Genomic DNA, 19,202 nt, shown 5'->3' with positions numbered 1-19,202 from the left:
CGACTTGCATGTGTTAAGCACGCCGCCAGCGTTCGTCCTGAGCCAGGATCAAACTCTCCAACAAAATCTTTGGAAAAGCGTCCCGGCAACAAAAAGTTGCCAAAGGAATTTCCCTACCCATCCCAAAAGGACAGGCCGGGGTAATGCCATAAATGGCACTGGCTTATCAAGCACCCTGTTGAGTTCTCAAAGAACAACCGCACACCATCGAAAGAACCACCGTTTCGGCGGCCCGTTCCCCGGGGCACTCGTTCAACTTTACTCTCTCGTTTTCCGCCCCGTCAAATCCGCGTTTCGGCGAAATTAAGCGGTTCGAAACTCCGTTCGAGCAACCCGCAGAACATTACACGACGCTGGGCCGTGATCAAATCTGGGGTTTGGCAGGACGGCCGCTGCGCTGAGCCTCAACTTCGGCCCTGCTTGCTCGCCCGTTTCCCTGCCGGCTTGGAAAACTTTACCCGGTCCTCCCCGCACCTCCAAATCGGCCCCCTCCCCCATCCGTGAAGGGTGTGGCGCGCGAGGTCAGGGTCGATATCTGAGCAGAAATTGCATTCTCGGTACATCAACGATCACGCACCGTAGATCAATTCATGCGGGGAAGCTGGCCCAGACGTGTTTGCCGGCGCCAGCGCGGTACCAACCGACGTCGACGGCGAAGGTGCGGGCGAGCAACAGCCCGAGTCCGCCCTGACCGAGAGGGCGCTCCAGGTCGAACCGCGGCTCCCCGTCCGGGTCCTGATCCGACACGTCCACGATCAGGAGGTCGGTGACCCGTAAAAGGCGTACCGAAGCTGGAGGGCGACCGTGTCGCAAAGCGTTAGTGGCGAGCTCGGTCGCGACCACCGCGATTCGCTCGGCGACGTCATCTTCGTCGTCGTCGGCCGAAGGCCGGCCACCAGAACCTGCGGGACCAGCGGAAACTCCGACCAGACCCAGTTCACCGACAGCCCGGCGCAACTCCACCCGGAGGATCCGCAGCCCGTGATAGTCCTCGATCGTCCAGCTGCCCAGCTCGGCGGCACCTTCGGGAGGCACCGAGGCGGGCAGCGCGGTCATGCCGTCCATCTTGCCCGCTGCGCCAAAATTCGCACTGGTACGACCAGCTCATAAACAGACAGCAGCGCCGACCCGGAGATCCAGGTCGGCGCCACCATTCGAGAAACTCAGATCGTGTCGGCGGACAGCTGCCCGCGCAGCTTGGTCAGCGCCTTGGTGAGCAGTCGCGAGACGTGCATCTGGGAGATCCCGATCTCGTCGGCGATCTGCGACTGGGTGAGGTTGCCGTAGAAGCGGAGCGTCAGGATCTTCTGCTCACGCTCGTCGAGGGTCGCGAGCGCCGGGCCCAGGGAGACCCGGGTCTCGGCGATCTCGAACTCGTGGTCCTCGCCGCCGAGCGTGTCACCGAGCTCGGTGTTGCCGTCGGCGCTGATCGGGGTGGAGAGGCTGGTGGCGTTGTAGGCGCGGGCGCCTTCCAGTCCTTCCAGAACGTCTTCCTCGCTGATCCCCAGGTGCACCGCGATGTCCGGCACTGTCGGGGAACGGCCCAGCGAGTGGGTCAGGGTGCTGTTGGCCTCGGTGATCGCCAGGCGCAGTTCCTGCAGCCGGCGCGGCACCCGCACGGACCAGGTCCGGTCCCGGAAGTGCCGCTTGATCTCACCGATGATGGTGGGGATCGCGTAGCCGGCGAAGTCGACCCCACGCTCGGGGTCGAACTTGTCCACGGCCTTGATCAGGCCCACCATCGCGGTCTGGATCAGGTCGTCGGTGGGCTCGCCGCGGCCCGAGTAACGGTGCGCGAGGTGACGGGCGAGCGGCAGCCAGGCCTCAATCGCCTTGTCACGGAGCTGGGCGCGGGACGGGTGTCCGGCGGGAACGGCGGCGAAGGCACTGAGCAGTTCGGCCGCGCTGTCCACCGGGGCCTTGGCGCTGGCAGCGGTCGACGGCGCCACCGCCGTCTTCGTCTCGGTCACGGTCATGTCGTGGTCCTCCCTGGCCCTTCCGGAGAGCCGGCCCTCGTGAGGCCCGGTGTCGGTAAAGGCGGTCCATATCCATCAGACGGCGGGTTCTAAACGCCATCCGAGCGCACTTGGCCGTTCGGTTATGCAGACTCTAACTGACAGGCCGAGAGAAGACTAGCCGAAAGTATGAGTCATTTACCGCACGAAAAGGGTCTGAATCGGATATACGCCTGTTCGCCAGGGCTCAACCTTGATCAGTAGTACCCACCGAACGAGATCGCGGCCCTACTCCGCCGGGTGATTCCGCCGACCATGGCCCGGATCGCCAAAGGTCCGACATCGGTTCGAGAACAGGTCCATGTGGTGACGCTCCCCAGTGGCGCTACCGTGTAGCGGATGCCACCTTCAGCCGATCTCCCCGGGTTTCTGGACAGTGTTGCCCCGATCCTGGACCGCTGGGGCTACCTGGCCATCGGCGGCGTGATCGGCGTGGAGAGCTTCGGTGTCCCAGCCCCGGGCCAGACGATCATGGTGGCGGCATCCATCTACGCGGGCGCCGGCCGGATGAACATCTGGCTCGTCGCGATCATTTCGTTCGTCGCGGCCGTGGTCGGCGACAACATCGGTTACTGGATCGGCCTCCGCGGCGGGCGCAAGGCCGTGCACCGCTGGGGCAAATACATCTTCGTCACCCCGGAACGGCTTGAGCGCGCCGAACAGTTCTTCGCCCGGCGCGGCAACCGGATCATCGTGGTGGCCCGCTTCATCGACGGCCTCCGGCAGCTCAACGGCGTGATCGCCGGAATCACCAAGATGCCCTGGCGGGCGTTCCTTCTCTACAACGCGATCGGCGCGGCCCTCTGGGTCGGCTGGTGGTGCACGGTGGCACACCTCCTCGGCGTGCACATCGTCAAGATCATGGCGCACGCCCACAAGTACTCCTGGGCCGTCATCCTGGTTCTCGTTCTCGCGATCGGCGGATACGCCTTCTGGCACGTTCGCCACATCCGCAAGCGGCGCGCGCGACTCGCCGCCGGCTCCGTCGAGGAGAGCCAGGCCTAAAACCTTCTTGGGTACGCGTAAACGAGGGCAGTCCCCGCCGCCCACTGCGGGAACCGCCCTCGTTTCCTATCCCCCGAGCAAAGTTTTTCTTTTTACGTCCCCTGCGAGGGCGCGGTCGTCGGCGCCTGTCCGTCCGCCGGGGCCTGCCCGTTCTGCTGCTGCCCGTTCTGTTGCTGTCCGTTCTGCTGCTGTCCGGGAGCACCGCCAGCGGGCGCGGCCGGGACGGAAGCGCTGCTGTCCCCGCTCAGGGCAGCGGTCACACCGGCGCCGACACCGGCACCGCCGAGAGCGGCCGCCACAAGGGCCGCGACCAGGGCCAACTTCGGCTTCTTCTTGCCGCCGCGGGCGTCGCTGAGATCGGGAGCCCACGGCTCAGGCGCCGAGGTCGAAAGCCCACCGTGTGCTCCTGCTCCGGGGAACGAGGGGTCACCGTGTGCCGGTGGCGCGGTGGGTGGGGCGGGCATCGGCTGGGCCGGCATTGCCTGGGCCGGTACCGCTGGGATGAAGCCGGTCGGCGCCGCGGCGGGCATCTCCACTGGGGTGTTCGGCGCGTGGGTGCCCTGCTTCACCCAGGCGGTCGGTGCTGCCTGGGCCGGGGTTCGCCAGGTGGTGCTCGGTTCGGCGGCCTCCCGGGGCGCGTTCCACGCCGCGGTCGGTTGCTCGGCGGCCGCATTCCAGGGCTGGGGCTGCTCCGGGACGCCGCTCCAGGAGGGTGGGACCGAGTCGGGCACGGTTCCGTTCCACGGCTGAGCGGCAGGGCTTGACCAGGACTGCGAGGTGCTGCTGTTCCAGGATTCCGCCACCTCGTCGTTCCACGGCTGCGGGGCTGGGCTCTGCGGACGATTGTCGACGGCCGGGGTCCAGGAGAGGGAGGTGTTGTCGTTCCAGCCCGCTCCGGGATCAACGGCCTGCGAAGAGAAGGGCTGAGACGCGGCCGGCTGAGACGCCGTGGGCTGAGCTGAGGGGACGGGCGGGGACGCGGGCGGCCAAGCGCCGGGGGCAGTAGCGCCTTCGGCCGCCCACGAGTCCCGGCCGCTGCCGGGAACACCCGGGTTCGGGCGCTCCCAGGAAGCGTGCGCGCCGCCTGGATCCGCCGGGGGAGCAGGCCAGGCGGCGTGCGCGCCACCCGGCTCGCCGGAGGGTGCGGACGGGGACCAGTCGAGAGGTACCGAACTCGGGTCGGGCACCTCGGCCGGCCAGGTCGCCGGTTCGCCGTGCGGGTTGCGGGGATGAGCCGCGGACGTCTGGGGATTAGCCCCGGACGAGCGGGGATGAGCCCCGGACGGGCGGCCCGGTGCGTACGGATCGTGCTGGGTCATCGGAGCTCCTCGGTTGTGTGCGGCGCTACCGGGAGAAAGACTGACCAGCCGGGCTATGCGGATCCTGTGCGGTCGTTAGGCGCCGGATATCAGAGCTGACAAAGACCGGATATCAGAGCTGACGAAAGAGACGACATGCAGCGGTTCACCTTCGCGGGGCGTACCTGCGTGATCACCGGGGCGGCCGGTGGGATCGGCGGGGCGCTGGCGATCGAGCTGGCGAAACGGCGGGCGGCCCTGGCACTCGTCGATCGGGACGTCCAAGGTTTGGGGCGGGTCGCGGAACTCGCCCACGAGCTTGGGGCAGCGGACGTTTCAACGTACGAAATCGATCTGAGCGATGGGGGCGACCGGCGGGACCTGGCCGCGGCGGTCTTGGGCCGCCATGGCCGCGCCGATCTTTTGATCAACAACGCGGGGGTGACGCTGACCGGGACGTTCGAGCAGAACAGCCTGGAAGACGTCGAGTGGCTCCTGGAGATCAACCTGCATGCGGTGATCCGGACGACGAAGGCGTTCCTGCCGCAGTTGCTGGAGCGGCCGGGTTCGCACATCGTCAATGTCTCCAGCCTGTTCGGGCTGCTCGCGCCGCCGGGGCAGGTGGCGTACGCGACAAGCAAGTACGCGGTCCGCGGCTTCACCGAAGCACTCCGGCACGAGCTGGAACCGCGCGACGTCGGGGTGACCGTGGTGCATCCCGGCGGGATCCGCACCCAGATCGCGGCGAACGCCCGGGTCAGCGGCCTGGATCCGGAGGGTGAGCAGGCAGCGCAGGCTCGCCGGTTCGCGGAGGCGGCGCTCACCATGCCGCCGGAGGAGGCCGCCCGGCAGATCGTGGCGGCCATCCAGTCCCGCCGGCCACGCCTGGTGATCACCCGGGAGGCGCGGGCCGGTGACTGGCTGGCCCGGATCGCGCCCGCGCGGTACTGGAAAGTCAGTGAGCTCGTCGCACGCCGGTTTCAGTAGAGAACCGGGCGAAATGCGGTCTTGATGATCCACCCACCGTGGTGAAGTCGCCGCCCGCGTCGATGGCGTTCGCTCGTTCGTCGACGCCGAGGACACGCACCCCGATGACACCGTTCGCCTGTGGCGCCCAGTCGGTCAGCTTGCCCGATCCGGTGATCGCGGCGAGCTTGATCCGCGGTTCGGCGCCGTCCAGGCAGGTGCCGCGAGGCCCGTTGCGCGGGGTGAGGCAGGCCTTGTCGAAATGGCCGCCAACATAGGTCACGCCCTTGTGCCTGGTGATCGCCACGGCGTCGCCGTCGAAGACGCGCTGCCAGCGCAGCGAGCCGTCGAGGGTGTACGCGACCGCCCGCCCACCCTGCCCGCCGGTCGCCACGTAGACCCCGCCGCTGTCCACCGCGAGCGCGTTCACCTCGGCGGTCACCTTCGGCCGGAAATACCGGTCCAGAGTTCCGTTGCTGCTGCTGACCGCGGCCAGCCGCAGCGTGCTGCTCACGTCGTTGACCTTGTGGAACGCTCCGCCGAGGAAGACCTGCTGGCCACTGACGGCGAGGGTGTGCACGCGGTCGTCGGCCTTCGCCGCCCAGCGCGGGTCGACCCGGCCGGTCTTCAGGTCGAACGCGGCGAGGTTCCGGCGCGGCTCGCCGTCGACCGAGGAGAAGCTGCCGCCGAGATAGAGGCGCCCGTGACCGGTGGTCAGCGTGTACGGAGTCCCGTCGACCTCGTGGCTGAACGGCGCCAGGGTGCCGCTGACCCCGCTGAAGTGGGCGATCGCGTCCCGTTTGACCCCGGCGACCCGGTGGAAGTCGCCGGCGGCGAACACCCCGTCGGCGGTGGTGGCGAGCGCGTGCACCACGCCGTCGGTGTCCGGCGCCCACTTCATCAGCTTGCCGGTACGCGAGTCGAAAGCCGCCAGCCGCTGCCGTGGATAGGTGCGCCCCTCCCACGTCGCCTTCGTGAACGAGCCTCCGACATAGACCGTGTCACCCCGGTACGCGACCGCGTGGACCGTACCGTTGAAAGTAGGTGCCGGGCGGGCGATGTCGGCCGGGGGCGGGGCCGGAGTCAGCGCGAGGAACAGAGCAGCAAGAAAACGCACATTGCTCTAACCATCTCGACTGGGGGAAAGTCGCGCCGTTCCCGCCGGATCGAGATCCTCGGCATATAAAGGCTCTTTTCGCAGGCCCAGCATCTCCAGCCATTCGACGAGCTGCCGGTGAATCGCGTCCGGCCCGTCCAGCTCACGGGCGATCGGCCAGCCGGCCGGGTGCACCAGCACCGCGTCGGTCTGCCATCCGCCGAGGCCGCCGTGCGAACCGACCAGCTCCTCGAACGCCGCCACCTCGTGCGTGACCGGGTCCACCGAGCTGATCACCACGAGGTCGCCGAGGTGCACCGAGCTCTGATGCCGCAGCAGGTCGTGGCAGGCCGCCGGGCCGTACGGCAGCAGCGGGTCGGCCCCGGTGATCATCCCGTCGCGCAGGCGGTGTGAGCCGTCCGTTCCGTACGCGACCGGCCCCTCGTCGGTCTGCGCCACGACCAGGCCGACGCCCGGGTGCGCCGCCAGCCCGTCGACCAGCCGTGGGTACGCGTGATCGATCGCCGCCCGGTTGAGCCGGTGCGGGACCTTCGTCAGGTAGATCAGCGACAGGTTGCCGGAGGAGACCACGAGCAGCGGCGCGGACGGCGTCGGCGTGCTCTCCGGCTCGACCTTGCCCTCCTCCTCGGCCGGCATCTGCGGGCCGGCCGCTTCGTCGGCCCCGGCCAGCCGGTCGACCACTTCGTCGAGCGTTTCGCCGTACCGCTGGCGGAACGTGGCGCCCTGGCTCTGCCCGTGATCGGAGAGAACCACCAGGTGATAGTGGCGGGCCGCCTCCGGTGCGAGGCGTTCCAGCACGCCGAGCATCCGGTCCAGGCTCTCCAGCTGGCGCATCGACTCTGGGCGGGCCGGTCCGGCGTGGTGCGCCACCTCGTCGTAATCGACCAGGTCGCAGTAGATCGCCGGCACACCGCGGGCCATCTGCTCGGCCATCAGGGAGACGTTGACGTCGCGCAGCAGCATCGACGCCGGCCGCAGGGCGAGGAACGCGCCGGACCGGCTGACCCGGGGCTGAAGGTTGCGTCGCCGCTGCAAGCGGGCCTGGTGCAGCTCGGTGAAGACCTCGGCCACACCGAGCACGAGCGCGCGAGTGAAGCCGTACGGGGACGCCATGAACGCGGCCCAGCCCCGAGCGGACCGGCCGGGCAGTGCCGCGTGGCTGACCGTCAGCAGGTTCGTCGCCGCGTCGCCGCTGAACGCGTTGCTGATGCTCACCCCGCCGTCGCGGAGCAGGCCACGGCCGTCGCTGAGCCGTTTCTCGATGATCGCCGCGTCACGCGGGCGGTTGGAGACCATCAGCTTGCCGGTCTCCTTCTCGAACCAGCGGAAGCCGGGGATCTGCCGGGTCGCGCCGTGCAGGATGCCGGCCTGCGAAGCCGGGGTGGTCGACGGCAGGCCGGTGTGCCAGCCGCGCATCGAGTGGCTGCCGGTCCGCAGCCAGTGCCCGAGGGTGGGCAGATTGCCGGCCCGGACCGCCCAGCGCAGCACCGGCTCGGCGACACCGTCCAGCTGCACGATCAGCAGGCCCGGCTCGGCGCCCGGCCGCGGGCGGCGGAAAGTGATCAGTGGTCCACCGGACCGGCGCGCGGCGCGGCGGCGAACGCCGCGCATCAGCCGGCGCGCTTCCCGGACGAACGTGTCGTCGCTGCCGCTGTCCGCCATCCAGTCCAGCAGGGCGGCCACCACGACCGCCAGGATCGCGGCGGCGACCAGCGTCGGGAAACCGCTGATCTGCTCGGCCGGATCCAGTTCGAGGGCGATCACCATGACCGCGACCTGCGCGACCACGCCTAGCAGCATCGCGCCCCAGCCGCCCAGCGCGGTGATGCCGAGCAGCAGCAGCGGGCGCAGCACCGCGCCGACCACGGCGACCATCACCACCAGGCCGAGGATGTCGAGCAGGTCGGTGCTCGCCACACCCGGCATCAGCCAGAGGGTGAGCGTGAGCACCACGAACGTGGTCACCGCGCTGCGCAGAACGGCACGCATCCGCTTGAGGACGCGTCGCCAGGCGATCAGGTCGCGCACCTCGGTGCGCCAGCCTCGGGCGTACGGGTCCGGGTCGGTATGCCGGCTCAGTGCCACGGCTTTGACGATCGCACAGCGACGCTTTCCTGACCTGCTGACGTCACGAAGGACACGTTCGTGATCGTCCTACTCCTTTCGAGGGAATAAGGGGCGGCTGACCGCGGGTGGCGGCTAGGTTCGGGCCGATGCGCGGTCGCCCGGCGTTCCTTGTTGTCCTGCTCCTTTTACTCACGTCCTGCACGGATGATCCAGAGCCGTCGCCGTCACCCACCCCCGGTACTCAGGTCGTGGCCGGCTATTTCACCGAGTGGGGTGTCTACGGTCGCGGATTCCGGGTCAAGAACCTCCAGGACAGCGGCTCGGCCGGTCGTCTCACCCATCTGAAGTACGCGTTCGGCAAGGTCGACGGCGGCAAGTGCTCGGTCGGTGATCAGTGGGCCGCGTACCGCAAGCCGATCACGGCGGCGGACAGTGTGGACGGCGTCGCCGACGCGCCGGCGGACGTGCTCAAGGGCAGCTTCGGCCAGCTGCGCAAACTCAAGGCCACCCACCCGGATCTGAAGGTGCTCTGGTCGTTCGGCGGCTGGAGCGGATCGGCCGGTTTCACCGCGGCGGCCCGCGACCCGGAGGCCTTCGCCGAGTCCTGCCGCGCCCTGCTCCGCGACCCGCGCTGGGCCGGGCTCTTCGACGGCATCGACGTCGACTGGGAGTACCCGAACGCGTGCGGGGTCGTCTGCGACACCAGCGGTCCGAGTGCGCTCACCGCCACGCTCGCCGCGCTTCGCGCGTCTTTCGGCGCCTCCGCCTTGATCACCGCCGCGGTGCCCGGCGACGTCGGAAAGCTGCGGGTCACCGATTACGCAAGCGCCTCACGGTACGCGGATTGGCTCGGAGCGATGACGTACGACTACTTCGGCGCGAGTTCCGGGTCGAAGGATCTGCGGACGGCGGCGCATTCGGCGCTTACTCCGTACCCGGGAATCCCGCGCACGGCGGCGACCACCGAGGCGACCGTGACCGAGCTGATCGCCCTCGGGGTGCCGGCGGCGAAACTGCTGATCGGCGTCGGTTTCTACGGCCGCGGCTGGACCGGGGTGGACGCCGCCGAACCGGGTGCCACGGCCACCGGCCCGGCGCCTGGCAAGTACGGCAAAGGCATCGAGGACTACCACGTGCTGGCGGACCGCTGCCCGCCGACCGGGACAGCGGGCGGCCAGGCGTACGCCCGATGCGGTGCGCAGTGGTGGTCCTACGACACCCCGGAGACGATCGCCTCGAAGGTGGACTTCGCCCAGCAGCAAGGTCTCGGCGGGTTGTTCGCCTGGGAGCTGTCCGGCGACACACCGGACGCCGCGCTGGTGAAAGCGCTCAGCCGATCCTGACCCACACGTTGTCGAGGACGCCGTTGAACTGATCGTTGTCGCGGTACGCGCCCTTCGCCCCGATGCTCAGCGGGCGGTCGTTGCTGACCGACAGGGTCGCGGGGACCGTGGTCCAGCCGTGCCGCACGTCGTCGACGTAGATCTCCAGCTGGTCGCCGGTGCGTTCGCAGCGCAGCCTGTGCCACAGGCCGTCCGCCGTGCCGACGGCGCTGCGGGCGATCCGGATCGTCGGCCGGCTCACGTCCACCAGCACGCAGCTGGGATGGCCGCCCGTCCCGTCGATCTGGAGTTTGTACTGGCTGTTGGCCCGCGAGTAACCCTTCTGCAGGACGTTCTGCCCGGGGCTGGTCTGCCCGGGCGCGAGCAGGACGTCGGCGCCGAACGAGATGTCCCGGGTTCCCGGGTTCAGGTCGGCCGAGGTGGTGCTCTGCAGTGCCACGTGCGGGCAGACGGGGCTGGTGCACTTGCCGGGGAAGGCCAGGGCGGTGCCGGGGCCGTGCACGACCGGGCGTACCTGGCCGCCGCCGACGGAGAGCACGCGCAGATTGTGGCCGTTGCCCGACTCATCGACGATCGACGAGGGCAGCCCGTTGAAGTCGTACCGGGCGATGGTCACCGGGATCGGCTCTATCGGCTGGTCAGGTGCCGGGGAACTGGCGACGGCCGGCTCCGGAACGGCGACGGTCACGATGACCAGCAGTGCGGCGGACAAGCATGATCGCATAACCGGATTATCGGATGTGCCCTTTTAGCCGCACCCGAAAATTCGGCAAGTCAGCTGGAGAGGTGAGCCTCGGCCTCGATCTCGATTCTCACATAGTCGAAGCCGGTCGTTCCGGAGACGTGCACCCGGTCGCCGTCGAGGACGGCTCGGGCATATCCGAATCGCTCCTCGTACTCCGAGCCGCTGAAGATGGCACGTCGCTGCGTCATGAGCCTGAGCCTAGTGACGTCACTCGTCCTTGCGGCCGAACAGCTTCCAGCTTCGTTTCTTCTTCTCGACGACCGGTTCGGCCGCGCCGTTCAGGATGTCCAGCCGGGTCTTGGCGACCGGGTTGCCCGGTTCGATCCGCAGCGAGGTCGCCAGCGCCTGGCGGGCCTGATCCACATGGCCCAGCGCGGCCAGGGCCATCCCGTGAGTGAAGTAGTAGTGAGCCTCGTTCGGGTCCAGGCTGATCGCGGTGCGGGCGGCCTGTTCCGCGTCGGCGGTCTGCCGGTCGGCGGCGAGCAGGGCCCAGGCCACCCGGTCGTGCCAGAGCGGGTTCTTCGGTTCCACGACGATCGCCCGGTACGCCATCGACAGCGCCTCGTCATGGCGTCCGAGCAGGGTGAGCGCGCGGCTCGCGATGGCCAGCGGGCGCGGATCCTCGGGTGCCAGCTCGATGGCCTTGTTCGCGGCGTCGAGAGCGGTGTCCATCTGGTCGAGGGCCAGCCGGACCCGGCCCATCAGGATCCAGCCGGACACCGACGTGGGGTTGGCGGCCAGGATCGGTTCGAGCTGGGCGGCGGCCTGCTCCGGCTGCATCTGTTCGAAGAGCGCGGCGGCACGGGCAACACCCATGTCGGCCGGGTCGGCGAAGGCACGCGCCGGGGCGTCTGGAGCCGGGACGCCGAGGGAAGGCGAGGTCCGGGCCAGCTCGGTCATCGGGTCGCTCCGGGGCCGGAGTAGCTGGGGGTCACGCGGTCTTCTTCGGCAACCGCGGGCCTTTTCTGAGACAAAAGGCCCTTAGTGCGTACGGCGGCGCCGGAAGATGACCAGCAGGCAGGCGACGGCGGCAGCCGGCGCCGCCAGGAAGGCGGCAAGCCGCCAAGCGGGATCCGCCGCGTCGGTGATCGCGAGGCCCACCGTGGCCGCGGCGCAGACGCCGACGATCAGCCAGAGCGAGTTGGTGGAGAGGCCGCGGCCGTCCTCGCCCGGCCGGTCTGCCGGAGCGGTCAGCAGGCGGACGCCGAACCCGGTGGCGGCGGCCGTGCCGAGCAGCGCGGAGAGCCAGCCGGTCGGCGCCACGATCGCGAAGAGCAGCAGCGCGACGGCAACGCCGGCGGCGATCACCGCGACCCGCTGCCGGCCGGACGTGAGCAGGTTGCGCAGATAACTACGCAGCGCGGGGTCGAGCCGGGCGACGAAAAGACCTGCGTACGCGGCCGGCGCGAGCGCCGCGGCGGCCGCGATCACCCGCGCGGAACCGGGCGAGGCGGAGGCGAAACGCCAGCCCAGGTACGCGAGAAGCGTCAGCAGAATCGCCGTGTAGACCAGGAACTGGCGCAACGCGACGTCCAGCAGGAACCGGCTCGCCTGCTGTCCCGGATCCGCCCGCAACGCCCCGACCAGGCCGGATGCGCCTCGGGCAAGGCGGCCCAGCGCGAACGGGTGGTGGTGGACCACGTCGAGCGCGGCCAGCTCGTGCTGGGCGACCGCGTTGTCCGGGTCGAGGGCGAGCGCGTCGCGCAGCGCCTGCCGAGCACGGTCCCGCAGGTCGAGCTGTTTCATCACCATGGCGTACGTGATCCGGAAGTCGGCCTCGTCCGGTCCGAGCCGCACCGCTTCGCGCGCCGCGTGCTCGGCCTCCACCGAATGCCGGCCCTCTTCCAGGAAGGCCCAGGCCAGCCGGTTGTGCCGGTACGGATTCTCCGGCTGGCGCAGCACCGCTTCGCGCGCCGTGGCGATCGCCTCGTCGTGCCGGTCCAGTGCGGTGAGCACCCGGCTGAGCGCGGCGAGCGCGTCCGCCCACTCAGGGGCGTTGCGCACCGCGCGCCGGGCCACCTCTTCGGCGAGCTCGGGATTCTTGAGCGCGAGCTGCGCGTGGGTCATCAGGATCAGCGCGGTGACATCGTCCGGTTCCGACGCGAGCACCGGGCCCAGCAACTCCGCGGCGGCGCGAGGCTCACCGCGGACCAGCTGGATCCGGGCCATCTCGACGGAACGGGTCACGCGACGCCCTCCTAGCGGACTTCGATCACACCCTCGGCGATCAACCAGATGCCGAAGATAGCGAAGAGCGCGGCAGCGCCATATTTGATCACCTTCTCCGGAAGGTGCTTGCCGAGGTAGCGGCCGACCAGGATGGCAAGGGCGTCAGCGGCGACCATGCCGACCGTCGAGCCGACCCAGACGCCGAACCAGCCGTGCTGGGTGGCGAGCGTGATGGTGGCGAGCATGGTCTTGTCACCGAGCTCAGCCAGGAAGAACGCTCCACCGACGGCCCAGATCGCCGAGCCGGTGGAGCGTTCCGCCTTGGTCTTCTCGTCGTCGGTGAGCTTGTCACCGCGCAGCGTCCACGCGCCGAAAGCGAGGAACGCGATGCCGGCGACCAGCGAGATCCAGCCGGTCGGGAGGGCTGCGCCGAGGCCGTAACCGATGCCGACGGAGACGAGGTGCACGACGGCGGTCGCCACCGTGATGCCGATCAGGACCGGCATTGTCTTGAATCGGGTGGCGAACGTCATCGCCATGAGCTGCGACTTGTCGCCCAGCTCGGCCACGAAGATCACGGCGAAGCTGACGCCGAGCGCGACGAGAAAACCATCCACAGGAAACTCCCGGTATCTGGCGACCGGGGAAAGGGCGACGGGCGACCTCGACCCGGCCGCTCTTAATGAAACGGCCTGGCCGAAGGTCTCGCTCGCCTTTCAAGAGAAAGGCCGCGCGGCCGGACGCCGGAGCGTCAGTATGTCGACCGCGTCATTGGGAGCTACTCCCCTTCGCGGGGTCGAGCATAGCTCACCTGGTGATCAGGTCCTGCAGACGAAGGCGGTCATAGTTCTTTGTCACGTTCCTCCCCAGGGCCGCATTCGGTGTCGGCAGCGCGACCGGCACACATTCCTTGTCGGAGCGGTCGGCCTTCAGCCGCTTCGGGAGCGCACCCGTCGCCAGGTAGTCCGCGATCGTGTCGTCGATGCACCGGTTACCGAAGAGCGACCCGGCGTGCGTGGTCCCGCCGACCCCTTCGATCAGCGCGGACGTCGGGAACCGGCGTCGTGCTTCGAGAGCGCCGGAGAACGGCGTGGCCGCGTCCAGGGTCTCGCTCAGCATCAGCAACGGCGGCGACTTCGCGCCGTTCACCTTCACCGGGTGGCCGGCCTTCGCGGGCCAGTGCCGGCACGGGGCGTTGTACCAGGCGTTGCCCCAGGTCTCGAACGGCGCCTTCTTGTGCACCCGCCAGTTGTCCTTCTTCCAGCGGCGCCAGTCGGACGGCCACTTGTTGTCGGTGCACTGGACGGCCAGGTAGATCGCGTAACTGTTGTCCGCGCCGGCGTCCTGCGGGTTCTTCTCGTCGTAGAGCCGCTTCAGCGCCGCCGAGTCCTTCTTGGTCACCCACGCGGAGAACGCCTGCGCGGTCGCCTCCCAGCCGAAGACGTAATAACCCGCCTGGAGGAAGACGTCGGTGAACTCGGCCGGGCCGATCAGCCCACCGGCCGGTTTCTTGGCCAGGTCGTCGAGCTGCTTGTAGTACAGCTTCTCCACGGCCTTCGCGGTCTTGCCCAGGTGGTAGATCGCGTCGTACTTGGCGAGCCAGGCGAAGTACACCTTGATCGCTTTGTCGAAGGCGATGTCCTGGTCGAGGTTCGAGTCGTACCAGACCCGGGTCGGGTCGACGACGCCGTCGAGGACCATCCGGCGTACCCGCTCCGGGAACTTGGTCGCGTAGACCTGGCCCAGGTAGGTGCCGTACGAGAAGCCGTAGAAGTTGATCTTTTCGACGGCCAGGGCGGCCCGGATCGCGTCGATGTCGCGTACCGCGTCCTCGGTGCGCATGTGGTTCAGCAGCTCACCGCCGGACTTGGCGCAGGCCTTCGCGTACGCCGTGGTCTTGGCATGCCAGGCCTTCTCGATCTCCTTCGTCGACGGCACGTACGCCGGGCGGTTGTACCCCGCGTAGTCACTGACACAGGTCAGCTTCGGCGTGCTGGCGCCGACCCCACGCGGGTCGAAGCCGATCCAGTCGTACGCGGACCCGGCGCCCTTCGGCACGTGCGCGCCCAGCGTGGCCATGCCCTGCCCGGCACCGCCCGGTCCACCCGGGTTGACCAGCATGACGCCCTGGTACTTGTCCTCCGGAACGGTGTGCTTGATCCGGGAGACGGCCAGCTGGATCTTGGTGCCGGCCGGCTTGTCGTGGTCCATCGGCACGGCGAGCATCGCGCACTCGGCAGCCTGTGCCTTCAACGCCGCTTCGGTGCAGGGGCCCCAGGTGATCGCCGCCGCGTTGCGCCCGCCGCCGATCGTCCCGGCTTGTGCCCCCGTCACCATGGCGCCGGTGGCGCAGAGCGCGACCGTGGTGGCGGCCGCCCAGAATCTTCTCATGTTTGCCCCTTGTGTCCGATTCACCCCATATGGTGTGGGGTGAATCGGACATCGGGTGGGAGTCCACGCCGGGCGGTCGCGTCTTTATGCCTTTTTCGACCGCGCCTGAATCACCAGGGGACGCGCCTGGATCACCAGGGCCAGCGCTCCCAGCGCCGCCACCACTCCGCCGTAACCCAGCGCCGTCTCGTGCAGCCCGACCCGTCCGGCCACCACGCCGGCGACCACCGCGGGCAGGCTGAACGCGGCGTACGAGATCACCAGCGCCACCGCCATCAGCTCACCGCGCTCGTGCGGCGCGGCGATCCGGGCCAGGGTGCCGAACGCCGCGAGCGACGCCGCACCGAATCCGATGCCGGACAGGACCGTGCCGGCCACCGCCAGCCGGAGATCCCCGACGACCATGCCGCCGACAGCTGTCACCCCGCCCACCGCCAGGCCGGTGCCGGCGATCGTCAGCACCCGCGCGGTCGGCACGGCACGCAGCAGGAACGACGTCACCGCGCCGGCGCCGCAGAGCAGCGTCACCACCAGGCCACCGACCAGGTGGTCGTGCAGCCCGAACGTGTCGGCGGCCACCGAGGGACCGAGCGACAGATAGAGACCGCCGAGCGCCCAGCTCGCCACGATGATCGGGACGAGCGCCAGCAGGTCGGCCCGCAGCCGGGCCGGAACACCAAGCTTGGGTACGAGAGACCCGACACCGCCCGGCCGACCGGCGGCCGTCTCCGGGAGCAGGGCGACGGCGACACCGGCCGCGATCATTCCGGCCAGTAGTAACGCGTAGACCAGGTGGGTCGGGAAGGGCGCGTACTCCACCAGGACACCGGAGCCGAGCGCGCCGACGCCGAGGCCGGCAACCGGGGCGATGCCGCTGACCAGGCCGGCTCGGCCGGGAGCGTGCCGCGGGTTCAGGTCGATGAGCGTGGCGCCGAGAGTGCTCAGCGCCGCGCCGGTCGCCACACCCTGCACGATCCGGGCCGCGATCAGCGTGGTGACGTCACCGGCCAGCACGAACAGGAGCAGAGCGACCGCTTCCAGCACGACCGCACCGGCCAGCACCGGACGGCGGCCGACGTGGTCGGAGAGCGCGCCGAGCATCAGTAGCGCAAGGATCAGGGCCGCGACGTAGACCGCGAAGATCACCGTGAGCGTCGCCGCGGAGAAGCCCCAGAGGTGCTGGTAAACGACGTACAGCGGGGACGGCACGGCGGCCGCCGCCGCGAAGGTCACCAGGATGGCGGCGACCGCGGCAAAGGCGGCGGGTCGTTGCCTGATTTCGGGTTTCGCTTCGGTTAGCAGACTCACGGGTCCCCCAGTTGAACAGACAGGTCTGTCTAGCGACTTCCTGAGACTAGACAGACCTGTCTGTTATCGTCAAACCATGTCCGTCACATCACCTCGCAGGTCGGCACGCGATCGCCTGCTGGACGCCGCCGACGAACTCTTTTATGCCGAGGGTGTGCACGTCGTCGGCATCGACCGCGTGATCGAGCGCGCCGGCGTGGCCAAGGCCTCCCTCTACAGCACGTTCGGCAGCAAGGACGAGCTGGTCAGGGCCTACCTCCAGCGCCGGCACGAGGCGCGCCGCGTCCGGATCACGACGGGCCTGGAGCGTTTCGGCAATCCGCGTGACCGGCTGCTCGGCGTCTTCGACCTGCTCGCCGAGACCGCCGCGCGGCCGGGATATCGGGGGTGCGCGTTCTACAACGCCAGCGCCGAGTCCGACCCGTCCGGCGTCGTCCAGGAGGAAGCGGACACGACCCGGGCCTGGACCAGGGCGCTCTTCGTCGACCTGGCCCGGGACGCGGGCGCCCGGGATCCGGAGGCGCTCGCCGCGCAGCTGGTCATCCTTTACGACGGCTCGAACGCCGGAGCGCGGCTCGACGGAGGACCCCAGGCGGCGGCACTGGCACGCCAGATGGCAGCGGTCCTCCTGGACAGCTGACCACTTGACTACTGATTTCAGCTCCACTCGAACGCGCGCGCCCGAAATTTCCCCCTCCGGCCGGATGGCCTGTCACCATGCGAAACATGGACGAGTTCTGGCTCCACCCACGGCTGGGGACGGCAACTCGGGACGGCCAGGCCCCGTGGCACTACCTGGTCGCCCTCCAGCACGCGGTGCAGACCCTCGACGCGGATCCGAGCTGGCAGCAGTGGTGGCAGGTCTCCGGTCTGGACGGCTGCGAGCTCGGCATCGTCACCGAGGGCCGGCTCGACCACCTGCGGCCCAGTGCCGACATCCGCCGGGTCGACGACCTGCTGCGGGCGAACTTCACCTGTGAGCTGCCACCGGCCGGCGCCGGCCCGGAGGAACTGGCCCGCCGCGCCACCACCGAGATCCGGACGATGTTCGCGGTGATCCGGGAGGCGATGGCGCTGCCCGATCTGCCGCCGACCCCGGAGCCGTCGGCGACACCGGCGAACCCGGACGACGTGCCGATCACCGCGAAGTCGCTGCCCAGCATCCCGCGCGAGCTGGAGCACCAGGGTTATCTGACACTTACCCAGGTCCAGGACTTCTTCGGTTAGCCGCCCGTTCGGGGCGATGAACGCCGGGATCCCGTTGCTGAGGGATCCGGATCTCCGGAGCCTTTTCCTTTTCTGGGGTCACCACCACCGCGGTTCCGCCCAGGCCGATCCCCGCGTAACGGACCGGCCATCGCCACCTGATCACTGCCGCGTGCACGAGCCCCAGCAGGACACACCCCGCGATCGCCGCCGGCACCGCCCGGACCAGTGGATAGCCGGCCGGCAACCCGAGGATCTGCGGCAGATCGCGAAACGCCAGGTAAACGAGGCTCCCAAGGGACACAGTGGACAGAAGGGGCGAAATAAAACGAGTCCAGGCGCCCTCGTCACCCGGCACCCGGTTCAGGTGCAGCAGCGCTGCCAGTGACGTCGCGAGCAGCAGGAGCAGGATGCTGAGCGCGCCGCCGAGGATCATCCAGCGCGCGGTCACCGGCCCCGGATCGGCGCCGGCAACGTAAGCGCCGGCCAGCGCGGCCCCCGCGATCAGCGACTGGGTCAGCGAGGCGGCTCGCGGCGCACCGGTACGCCGACCGGTGCCGGCCAGCACACCGGGCAGCACGCCGTCCCGGCCCATCGCGTACAGATAACGCGCCATGGCGTGATGCAGCGCCAGCACGCCGGCCAGCACGCTGGTGATCAGGATCAGCCGGCCCAGCGTCACGGCCCACGGCAGCAGCCGCTCGTCGGCCAGGTCGAAGAGCAGCTCAGCGCCGCGGGCGTCGGCCACCGCGCTGATCCGGGACGGTCCGGCCGCCACGATCATCGTCCAGGAGAGGCCGCCGAGCAGCAGCGCGACGAGCACCACGGACCCGTACCCGCCCAAGCCGGCGCTGCGCTTCGGCCGCAGCGACTCCTCGGCGTAGTTGCCGGTGCTCTCGAATCCCGCGAACGCCAGCACACCGGCCGCGAGCAGCAGCCCGAGCACCGGGCGGTCGATCAGACCGGGGTCGTCGACGCGGATCGAGTCCAGGGTGATCCGCCCGCCGAACGGCTGGAGCAGGTTGCTCGCGCCCATCCCGACGAGAACCGCGGCCTCGGCGACCGCGAGCAGGCCGATCACACCGGCGGCGACCTCGATGCGCATGGTGCCGAATAGCGCCACCAGCGCCCAGCACCCGGCCGCCCCGGCCCACCACGGAACGGTCACACCGGTCCAGCTCTGCGCCAGCGGCGTGGCGGCGGCGCCGGCCAGCGCGTACAGACCGAACTGGATCGCCTGGTATCCGGTCACCGCGAGCCAGGCGGTGGTCAGGCCCGCGGGGCGGCCCAGACCGCGAGCGACCTGTGTGTACGCGGCACCGGCGCTCGGCGATCGGCGGGCCATCGCCGCGTACCCGCCGCAGAAGAGCAGCAGCACCACGGCGAGCGCGACGAAGGAGAGAGGTACGAGCGGGCCGGAGCCCGCCGCGAGGGCGACCGGGACCAGAGTGATCAGGGTGACCGCCGGCGCCGCGGCGGCCAGTCCGAAGAAGGAGACGGAGGCCGCGCCGATGCGACCGGAGGCCAGCGCGTACGGCGGATCATCCTCAGGCGTGCCCACGGCTTCCATTC

General features: G+C 69.5%; 18 protein-coding genes and 1 rRNA gene. 5 read left to right on the top strand and 14 right to left on the bottom strand.

Translation table 11 applies throughout. The annotated features are described in order from the left end of the window. The 3 genes from B0I29_RS28140 to B0I29_RS28130 form a co-directional block, all read right to left on the bottom strand. Positions 1 to 64: ribosomal RNA gene (locus tag B0I29_RS28140) — 16S ribosomal RNA — on the bottom strand; the annotation flags it as partial. A gap of 524 nt (positions 65 to 588) precedes the next feature. Next, positions 589 to 1,056 (bottom strand): ATP-binding protein, encoded by a 468-nt coding sequence (locus B0I29_RS28135; protein WP_245972784.1) that lies wholly within the window; start codon positions 1,054 to 1,056, stop codon positions 589 to 591. A 107-nt stretch (positions 1,057 to 1,163) separates the two neighbouring features. Next, complete coding sequence (locus B0I29_RS28130; protein WP_111652103.1) at positions 1,164 to 1,976, bottom strand: RNA polymerase sigma factor SigF; 813 nt, start codon at positions 1,974 to 1,976, stop codon at positions 1,164 to 1,166. Between the two features lie 378 nt (positions 1,977 to 2,354). Between B0I29_RS28130 and B0I29_RS28125 the strand changes: the two genes are divergently transcribed. Beyond that, positions 2,355 to 3,020 (top strand): DedA family protein, encoded by a 666-nt coding sequence (locus tag B0I29_RS28125; protein WP_111652102.1) that lies wholly within the window; start codon positions 2,355 to 2,357, stop codon positions 3,018 to 3,020. Between the two features lie 92 nt (positions 3,021 to 3,112). On the opposite strand, the gene B0I29_RS45305 is transcribed toward B0I29_RS28125, so the two are convergent. Next, entirely contained in the window at positions 3,113 to 4,339 is a 1,227-nt protein-coding gene (locus tag B0I29_RS45305; RefSeq protein ID WP_146616901.1) for a hypothetical protein, read from the bottom strand. A gap of 135 nt (positions 4,340 to 4,474) precedes the next feature. Between B0I29_RS45305 and B0I29_RS28110 the strand changes: the two genes are divergently transcribed. Further along, a complete protein-coding gene (locus tag B0I29_RS28110; RefSeq protein WP_111652099.1) occupies positions 4,475 to 5,305 on the top strand; it encodes an SDR family NAD(P)-dependent oxidoreductase in 831 nt (276 codons plus the stop codon). Here B0I29_RS28110 and B0I29_RS28105 read toward each other — a convergent pair. Together B0I29_RS28105 and B0I29_RS28100 are read right to left on the bottom strand one after the other, a co-directional pair. Next, a complete protein-coding gene (locus tag B0I29_RS28105; protein ID WP_111652098.1) occupies positions 5,274 to 6,401 on the bottom strand; it encodes an NHL repeat-containing protein in 1,128 nt (375 codons plus the stop codon). The two genes, B0I29_RS28110 and B0I29_RS28105, sit on opposite strands and share 32 nt — an antisense overlap. A 6-nt stretch (positions 6,402 to 6,407) precedes the next feature. Continuing rightward, positions 6,408 to 8,486: an alkaline phosphatase family protein gene (locus B0I29_RS28100; RefSeq protein WP_245972783.1), complete on the bottom strand. Its 2,079-nt coding sequence runs from the start codon at positions 8,484 to 8,486 to the stop codon at positions 6,408 to 6,410. Positions 8,487 to 8,614: 128 nt separating this feature from the next. Here B0I29_RS28100 and B0I29_RS28095 point away from each other — a divergent pair, with 128 nt between their 5' ends. Beyond that, positions 8,615 to 9,811, top strand: a complete 1,197-nt coding sequence (locus tag B0I29_RS28095) for a glycoside hydrolase family 18 protein (RefSeq protein WP_111652097.1) — start codon at positions 8,615 to 8,617, stop codon at positions 9,809 to 9,811. Here B0I29_RS28095 and B0I29_RS28090 read toward each other — a convergent pair. From B0I29_RS28090 to B0I29_RS28065, 7 genes are all read right to left on the bottom strand, one after another. Continuing rightward, the gene (locus B0I29_RS28090) at positions 9,798 to 10,535 is read right to left on the bottom strand and encodes a LamG-like jellyroll fold domain-containing protein (protein ID WP_111652096.1); all 738 of its coding nucleotides are present in this window, start codon (positions 10,533 to 10,535) and stop codon (positions 9,798 to 9,800) included. The genes B0I29_RS28095 and B0I29_RS28090 overlap by 14 nt on opposite strands. Positions 10,536 to 10,585: 50 nt before the next feature. After that, positions 10,586 to 10,744, bottom strand: coding sequence for a RidA family protein (locus B0I29_RS45920; RefSeq protein ID WP_181558001.1), 159 nt, complete (start codon positions 10,742 to 10,744; stop codon positions 10,586 to 10,588). A 19-nt stretch (positions 10,745 to 10,763) separates the two neighbouring features. After that, positions 10,764 to 11,456: a tetratricopeptide repeat protein gene (locus B0I29_RS28085; protein WP_111652095.1), complete on the bottom strand. Its 693-nt coding sequence runs from the start codon at positions 11,454 to 11,456 to the stop codon at positions 10,764 to 10,766. Positions 11,457 to 11,537: 81 nt separating this feature from the next. Beyond that, positions 11,538 to 12,743, bottom strand: coding sequence for a tetratricopeptide repeat protein (locus B0I29_RS28080; protein WP_111652094.1), 1,206 nt, complete (start codon positions 12,741 to 12,743; stop codon positions 11,538 to 11,540). Positions 12,744 to 12,754: 11 nt separating this feature from the next. Next, complete coding sequence (locus B0I29_RS28075) at positions 12,755 to 13,342, bottom strand: TMEM165/GDT1 family protein (RefSeq protein ID WP_111652093.1); 588 nt, start codon at positions 13,340 to 13,342, stop codon at positions 12,755 to 12,757. A gap of 190 nt (positions 13,343 to 13,532) precedes the next feature. Next, entirely contained in the window at positions 13,533 to 15,116 is a 1,584-nt protein-coding gene (locus tag B0I29_RS28070; protein ID WP_111652092.1) for an alpha/beta hydrolase, read from the bottom strand. A gap of 84 nt (positions 15,117 to 15,200) precedes the next feature. Then, positions 15,201 to 16,424 carry an MFS transporter gene (locus B0I29_RS28065; protein WP_111652091.1) on the bottom strand — a complete coding sequence of 408 codons (1,224 nt, stop codon included), beginning with the start codon at positions 16,422 to 16,424 and terminating at the stop codon, positions 15,201 to 15,203. A gap of 76 nt (positions 16,425 to 16,500) precedes the next feature. Between B0I29_RS28065 and B0I29_RS28060 the strand changes: the two genes are divergently transcribed. Together B0I29_RS28060 and B0I29_RS28055 are read left to right on the top strand one after the other, a co-directional pair. After that, positions 16,501 to 17,064 carry a TetR/AcrR family transcriptional regulator gene (locus B0I29_RS28060; protein WP_111652090.1) on the top strand — a complete coding sequence of 188 codons (564 nt, stop codon included), beginning with the start codon at positions 16,501 to 16,503 and terminating at the stop codon, positions 17,062 to 17,064. 86 nt (positions 17,065 to 17,150) lie between these two features. Further along, positions 17,151 to 17,651, top strand: coding sequence for a hypothetical protein (locus tag B0I29_RS28055; RefSeq protein ID WP_245972782.1), 501 nt, complete (start codon positions 17,151 to 17,153; stop codon positions 17,649 to 17,651). Here the strand turns inward: B0I29_RS28055 and B0I29_RS28050 are convergent. After that, complete coding sequence (locus B0I29_RS28050) at positions 17,623 to 19,191, bottom strand: APC family permease (RefSeq protein WP_245972781.1); 1,569 nt, start codon at positions 19,189 to 19,191, stop codon at positions 17,623 to 17,625. The two genes, B0I29_RS28055 and B0I29_RS28050, sit on opposite strands and share 29 nt — an antisense overlap. Positions 19,192 to 19,202 lie beyond the last annotated feature (11 nt).

This window comes from Actinoplanes lutulentus (genome assembly GCF_003259845.1).
GTDB classification, from domain to species: Bacteria; Actinomycetota; Actinomycetes; order Mycobacteriales; family Micromonosporaceae; genus Actinoplanes; species Actinoplanes lutulentus.
This window is presented reverse-complemented; position numbering and strand designations above follow the sequence as displayed.

Excerpts from the sequence above, each read along its gene's own strand:
- B0I29_RS28135 (WP_245972784.1), bottom strand. The coding sequence starts at position 1,056 with ATGACCGCGCTGCCCGCCTCGGTGCCTCCCGAAGGTGCCGCCGAGCTG.
- B0I29_RS28130 (WP_111652103.1), bottom strand. The coding sequence starts at position 1,976 with ATGACCGTGACCGAGACGAAGACGGCGGTGGCGCCGTCGACCGCTGCC.
- B0I29_RS28125 (WP_111652102.1), top strand. The coding sequence starts at position 2,355 with ATGCCACCTTCAGCCGATCTCCCCGGGTTTCTGGACAGTGTTGCCCCG.
- B0I29_RS45305 (WP_146616901.1), bottom strand. The coding sequence starts at position 4,339 with ATGACCCAGCACGATCCGTACGCACCGGGCCGCCCGTCCGGGGCTCAT.
- B0I29_RS28110 (WP_111652099.1), top strand. The coding sequence starts at position 4,475 with ATGCAGCGGTTCACCTTCGCGGGGCGTACCTGCGTGATCACCGGGGCG.
- B0I29_RS28095 (WP_111652097.1), top strand. The coding sequence starts at position 8,615 with ATGCGCGGTCGCCCGGCGTTCCTTGTTGTCCTGCTCCTTTTACTCACG.
- B0I29_RS28090 (WP_111652096.1), bottom strand. The coding sequence starts at position 10,535 with ATGCGATCATGCTTGTCCGCCGCACTGCTGGTCATCGTGACCGTCGCC.
- B0I29_RS45920 (WP_181558001.1), bottom strand. The coding sequence starts at position 10,744 with ATGACGCAGCGACGTGCCATCTTCAGCGGCTCGGAGTACGAGGAGCGA.
- B0I29_RS28085 (WP_111652095.1), bottom strand. The coding sequence starts at position 11,456 with ATGACCGAGCTGGCCCGGACCTCGCCTTCCCTCGGCGTCCCGGCTCCA.
- B0I29_RS28070 (WP_111652092.1), bottom strand. The coding sequence starts at position 15,116 with ATGAGAAGATTCTGGGCGGCCGCCACCACGGTCGCGCTCTGCGCCACC.
- B0I29_RS28060 (WP_111652090.1), top strand. The coding sequence starts at position 16,501 with ATGTCCGTCACATCACCTCGCAGGTCGGCACGCGATCGCCTGCTGGAC.
- B0I29_RS28055 (WP_245972782.1), top strand. The coding sequence starts at position 17,151 with ATGGACGAGTTCTGGCTCCACCCACGGCTGGGGACGGCAACTCGGGAC.